Origin of the sequence: Streptomyces sp. URMC 123 (assembly GCF_051386515.1) — a bacterium.
Taxonomy (GTDB): domain Bacteria; phylum Actinomycetota; class Actinomycetes; order Streptomycetales; family Streptomycetaceae; genus Streptomyces.
In genome coordinates, this window is record NZ_JBPQTV010000393.1 from 1 (window position 1) to 5,316 (window position 5,316).

Sequence of the window (5,316 nt, forward strand, 5' to 3'; positions counted from 1 at the left end):
CCCCCGGCCCCGCGCCGACCGCGCCGCCCCCCGGGCACCGGCAGGGGCGCCGCGCCCTGTTCGTCTTCTGGGTGCTGGCGCTGATCGCGCTGCTGGCCGCGGCCCCGGGCCGGATGGCGTTCGACACCAAGCTGGGCGTGGCGCTCGACCCGCTGGGCTTCCTCGGCGACCTCGGCGAACTCTGGCAGGACCGGGGCGGCTTCGGCACGCTCTCCGACCAGTACGCCGGCTATCTCTTCCCGATGCTGCCGTACTACGCGCTGACCGATCTGATCGGCCTGCCGGTTTGGTTCGCCGAGCGCCTGTGGCTCTCCCTCATCCTCACCACCGCCTTCTGGGGCGCGCTGCGGCTGGCCGAGCGGCTCGGCGTGGGCACGGCCCGCACCCGGCCGGCCGGCGCGCTGGTCTACGCCCTGTGGCCCACCTTCACCATCGTGATCGGCTCCACCTCGGCCGCCGCGCTGCCCGGCGCGCTGCTGCCGTGGGTGCTGCTGCCGCTGACCTCCACGGCCTCCCCGGCCCGTGTCGCCGCCGCCCGCTCGGCGCTGCTGATCCCCTGCATGGGCGGGGTGAACGCCGCCTCCACGCTGGCCTCGCTGCTGCCCGTGGGCCTGTATCTGCTCAGCCGACCCGCCGGCCCCCGCAAGCGCGCCCTGATCGCCTGGTGGCTGCCGGGCGTGGTGCTGGCCACCGCCTGGTGGGTGGTGCCGCTGCTGCTCCTGGGCATCCACGGCGAGGACTTCATGCCGTACGTGGAGCAGTCGGAGACCACCACCGCCACCATGTCGGCCACCGAACTGCTGCGCGGGGCCGGCAACTGGGTGGCGTACCTCCACTTCGGCGAGCCGTGGCTGACCGCCGGCTGGACCGTGGCGGCGTCCGTCGTCACCGTCCTCTGCTCGGCGTTCGCGGCCGCGCTGGGGCTGGCCGGGCTGGCCCGGCGCGACCTGCCCGAGCGGCGCTGGCTGGTGACGACCGTGGTGGTCGTGCTGGCGATCGCGCTCGCCGGGTACGGGGGCGCGCTCGGCGCGCCGTTCCACGAGACCGTGCGGGACTGGTTCAACGGGCCGATCAAGCCGTTCCGCAGCGTCTACAAGTTCCAGACCGGCCTCGCCCTGACGCTCGCCCTGGGCCTGGCCCATCTGACGGCCGTCGCGGCGCGGCGGCGCGGCGCCCGGGCGGCGGCACCCGGCCGGCGGTGGCTGCCGCTGGCCGCCGCGCTGCTGGTGCTGCCCGGCCTGGCCTGGCCCTACCTCAACGGCGGCATCCTCCAGCCCGGCGCCTTCAAGGACCTGCCGAACCACTGGCGGGCCACCGCCGACTGGCTGCGGCAGAACGCCTCCGACAACCGGGCGCTGGTGGTGCCGGCGACCGCGCACGGCGTCCACACCTGGGGCACGACGGTGGACCAGCCCCTCGACGTGCTGGCCGAGTCCCGCTGGGCGCAGCGCGACTACGTGCCCTTCGGCACCCCCGGCTCCCGGCGCGCCATGGACGCGGTGGAGGAGGCGCTGCGCTCCGGCGGCGAGGTGCCGGGGCTGCGCGACTTCCTGGCCCGCGCCGGCCTCCACCACGTCGTCGTCCGCAACGACCTCGACCCCGAACAGATCGGCTACGCCCCGCCCCGCACCGTGCGGCGCGCCCTGGAGCTCTCCGGCTACCGCAAGGTCGCCGGCTTCGGCCCGGCGCAGACCGGCGGCCGCATCCTCGCCGACACCCCGCTCCAGGTGCAGGCGATCTACCCGCGGCCGCAGGCCGTGGAGATCTACGAGCCCGTCCCGGACGGCGGGCCGCCCCGGCCCGGCCCGGTGGCGCTGCGGCCCACGGCGGGCACGGCCGTCGTCGGCGGCGGCCCCGAGGCCCTGCTGCGGCTGGCGGCCGACCCGGCCTGGCGGGACCGCCCCGCGGTGCTCGCCGGGGACAACCACCCCGGCGTCGGCACGCCGGCGCTGCGGGCCACCGCCGACGGGCTGCGGCGCGCCGACACCCGCTTCGGGCTGATCGACGCCAACACCTCGTACACGTACACCGCGACCGAGCGGAACGGCCCCGGGAGCCTCCAGGACCCGGGCCGGCCGCCCCGGCAGATCCTGCCCACGCGCGGGATCGGGCACCAGACCACGGCGGTGCTCGACGGCGCCCGCTCGGTGACCGCCTCCAGCAGCGGCAACTGGCTGTTCCACCTGCCGCAGTACGACCCGGTGAACGCGTTCGACGGCAACCCGGACACCGCGTGGGCCGAGGGCTCCGCGGGCAGCCCCGTCGGGCAGTGGCTGCGCATCGACTTCACCGAACCCCGGGCCCTGCCGGCGCGGCTGCGCGTCACCCCGCTGCCGGGCGGCGCCACGCGGGCCGCGCCCACCGTCGTACGGGTGGAGAACGACCGGCAGGCGGTGGAGAGCCCGCTGCGCCCGGACGGCACGCCCCAGATGGTCAGGGCGCCCGCCGGCACCTCGCCCTGGCTGCGGATCACCGTGCGTCAGGCCCTGCCCGGGCCGCCCGGGCTGTCGGGCGCCGGCTTCAGCGAGATCGAGATCCCCGGGGTGCGGGTGGCGCGGGTGCTGAAGCTGCCCGACGACGTGCGGACCGGGTCCCCGGCCCCCGCCGAGGTCATCTCGCTGCACCGGGGCACCGACGCGAGCGGGCTGTCCCCCGTTTCGGCGGAGACCGGCCTGCTGCGGCAGATCCGCACCGCGGCCGGCGACCACCGCGTACGCGCCCGCGCCGTCGCGGTCCCCGGCCCCGAACTCGACCGGCTGCTCGACCGGGTGGCCCCCGGCAAGCGGAACCGCGTGGTGGCCTCGGCCGACTCCGTCAGCAGGACCGGCATCGGGCTCAGCGCGCGCAACCTCGTGGACGGCGACCTCACCACCGCGTGGATCGCCGGCGACCGGCCGGTGATCCATCTGCGCTGGCCCGGCAAGCGCGAGATCGGCGAAATCGTGTTCGTCGCGGCCGGCGGGATCTCCACCCGCCCCCGGGAGGTGCGGATCGCCTCCCCGGACGGCGCGGCGACCGCCGGCGTGGACGGCAACGGCCGCGCCCGCTTCGACCCGATCACCACGGACCAGCTGACGATCACCATCAGCGACGCCGCCCCGCTGACCGTGCACAACCCGCTCGCCGACGGGCGGTTGCAGCTGCCCGTGGGGCTCAGCGAGGTGTACGTGCCGGCGCTGGCCGACCTGCGGGTGCCGGCGCCCGCGTCCGACGAGAGGTTCCGGCTGCCGTGCGGGGAGGGCCCGGCCCTCGCCATCGGCGACACCCTGCACACCACCGCGGTCTCCGGCTCGGTGCGCGCGCTGACCGAGCGGCGGCCCGTGGACGTCGAACTGTGCGCGGGCGAGGCCCGGGACGGCACGGTGGCGCTGGCCGCGGGCGAGCACCGGGTGAAGGCGGGCGACGGCGGGCCGCTGGCGATCACGGATGTGACCTTGACGCGGGGCGCGGAGCCGGTGGCCACGTCGGCGTCGGCTACGGGCTCCGTCTCGGGTTCCGTCTCGGGCGCGGGTCGTTCGGTGGCGGTGCGGGACTGGCGCGGCGACCGCCGCACGGTCACGGTCGGTGCCGGCGAGGCGGCCTACCTCCAGACCTACGAGAACGCCGACAAGGGCTGGAAGGCCACGCTCGACGGCAAGGAGCTCAGCCCGCTGCGGCTGGACGGCTGGCAGCAGGCGTGGCTGATCCCGGCGGGCGCGGGCGGCGTCGTACGGCTGGAGTACGAGCCGGCGCGGATCTACGAGGCCGGCCTGGTGGCGGGCGCGGCCGGCGTGGCGCTGGTGATCGCGCTGGCGGCGGTACGGGGCGGGGGCCGGCGCCGGCCCGAACCGTGGCCGGAGCGGGGGCCGGCACCGCGCGGCCGGCTGCTCGCCCTGGTGGCGATCACGCTGGTGATGGCGGTGGTGGCGGGCCCCTTCGCGATCGTGGTCCCGCTGCTCGCGCTGCTCGGCCGGTTCGTCCCCCGGGCGCTGCCGCCGATCGCCCTGGCGGCGATGGCGGCGGCGGGCGTCGCGGCGGCGGTCGGAGCGGGGGCGCCCCCGGCTCACGCCACGGGCGCCTTCGGCCCGGCGGCCCAGGCGCTGGCCCTCCTGGCGGTGACGGCGGCGATCACCCCGCCGTTGACACCCGCGAAGCGCGTGGAGACCCCACCGGGGGAGCGTCCCCATGCGTAGCCCGCACGCGCCCGGGCCTTCGGCCGGGAGGGGCTGCGCGCCTCGCGGCGCCGCCGCGTACGCCCTGGGCGGGCCTTCGGCGTGCGGGGCGGTGGGCCTGGAGGCGACGCGCCTCCGGCCGACCCCACAGCGAGGCCCACGAACGCCCAGCACCCCGGCCGAAGGCCAGGCAACCCTTGGGGCGTTCACGTCACGGACGGCCTGGGCAGGATGTCGCCCCCCCGGGGGGGGCACACCGCGCCCCGGGCTGGCGCCTGGCGGCGCTCACGTCACGTACGGCCCGGAGCGCGGACGTCGCACGAACCCGCCCGGGGCCGCATGCCGTGGCCTCCGGGGGCCGCGCCCCGCGGCGGTGCCGCATCAGACGCTGGCCCCGCGTCTCGGGCGCGGAGCGGCCGGCCTCACGAATGCCACCCCGGCCTCTGGCCGAAGGTCGGGCAGGCCATGGGGCGTTCACGTCACGAACAGGCACGGGAGGACTCCGCGCCAGCCCGAAGAGCGCACCGTGCCACCGAACCGCGCTTCCCCCGGCAGCAGCCGCTTGGGGCCCATGGCGTTGCCGCAGCGCCTCGGGACGCGCGGAGCGGCGGAGCGCACGGTTGCCGCCCCGAAGGGGGCGGGGAAGCAACCGCCCCCGGCCGAAGGCCAGGCAACCCTTGGGGCGTTCACGTCACGGACGACCCGAAGCGTGGCGCCGCGCCGAGGCCCGCCCGGAGGGCACACCGCACACCGTGGCCCCGGGCCACCGCTCGCGCGGCGCGCGGGGCGGCGGGCCCGGACCCTTCGGGGCGGGGCGGGCACCGCCCCGCCAAGGGCGGCGGCGCTCGGGAACGAACACACCGCAACGGAACGGAAACGGACAAGGAGCCGCATGACCTCCCCGCCACCCGCGGAGCGAACCCGCCTCGCGTTCTCGAGCGTGGACGAGATCTCCCGTCACTGCCTCTCCGTGGCGGAGCCCGAGACCGTCCATCTCGAGGTGCATCTGCCCGGCCGCCCCGACCCGGCCCGGCTCGCGGCGGCCTTCGACGCGGCCCTCCGCCGGCACCCCCGCATCCTCGTCCGCGAGGCCCCCGGCCCCTGGTGGCGGCTCCGCTACTCCTGGGAGACCACCCCCGTACCGGACGTCGCCCCCGTCCACTTC

Annotated in this window: 1 protein-coding gene and 1 pseudogene; both read left to right on the plus strand. The window is 77.4% G+C overall.

Features of this window, described 5'->3' with window-relative positions; all coding sequences use genetic code 11:
• Window positions 1–4,172 (plus strand): alpha-(1->3)-arabinofuranosyltransferase domain-containing protein (locus ACSNOD_RS27935; RefSeq protein ID WP_436769853.1); only part of this gene is annotated, 4,172 nt, incomplete at its 5' end.
• An 871-nt stretch (window positions 4,173–5,043) separates the two neighbouring features.
• A pseudogene (locus ACSNOD_RS27940) lies at window positions 5,044–5,316 on the plus strand (condensation protein); the annotation flags it as partial.